The organism is Bacillus sp. TL12, assembly GCF_022625245.1.
In the GTDB taxonomy this organism is placed as follows: domain Bacteria; phylum Bacillota; class Bacilli; order Bacillales; family Bacillaceae_G; genus Bacillus_A.
In genome coordinates this window covers 1-785 of record NZ_JAJJBY010000174.1, presented here as the reverse complement: position 1 = coordinate 785, position 785 = coordinate 1, and the positions used below count along the sequence as shown (strand labels likewise).

Below are 785 nucleotides of genomic sequence, written 5' to 3'. Positions count from 1 at the left end.
TTATGGGCGAAAGTCAAAAAAGATTGGGATCAAACATTTAGCAGGGTACCGATTAAATATCATGTGAATGTAACCATACAAGATTATGGGGCGTCAAACTTCAAAAAGTGAGACGCCTTATTCCATTTCGCGAATGCATAATTCTAATTAATTATATTGCAAAACAAATGAATTTAATTTCAAAGCTCTTTCATCAATATAATTACCAAAGCGTTTTGTGTACCAGAAACTATCGTTATATACACTTGATCTACATCAATACCGAAAGATTTCATCCAATTGAGTTCTGCCGTTTTTTAATGGGGAATACCAGGTGGATTATTGTTATATCCTCGTTCCACTTCGTATATTTGTATCAGAACCTTTAGAAATTCACAGTGATTATTTCGAAGTTTTTACGCCAAAATGAATTTTTAAATACTTTAAAAATTGTTTTATAAAAAATGTACTTTTTGGTAAGATTCTGTACTTTTGATTATAAATTAAAGATACGTTTGTATTAGTTTAGATTTGAAAGCAATTCAAAGGGTGGACTTTGAATTTTCTACTTAGCCTATATTCTTTTACTTACAGGCCACTTATATAAATTAGTAGTGAGAAAGGGGGTACTTCCTACAGTTTTATAGTTCTAAGCTTTTTCAATATGATGAAACTGTATGAAGCGTAGTCAAGGGAGAGACACATAAAAAACGTTGCAAGATGCTGAAAATATAACAAAAAAATCCTATGATTTACATAAAACTTTAGATTCTTTAGAGCATAGAAAGATGAGCTTTCAAGTTGAA

1 protein-coding gene and 1 pseudogene are annotated in these 785 nt (G+C 30.4%); both read left to right on the top strand.

Translation table 11 applies throughout. The features are described from left to right. A partial coding sequence (locus LOK41_RS28330) for a Ger(x)C family spore germination C-terminal domain-containing protein (RefSeq protein ID WP_241819403.1) occupies positions 1-111 on the top strand: 111 nt, incomplete at its 5' end. A 499-nt stretch (positions 112-610) separates the two neighbouring features. Then, positions 611-785, top strand: a pseudogene (locus tag LOK41_RS28325) (ATP-binding protein); the annotation flags it as partial.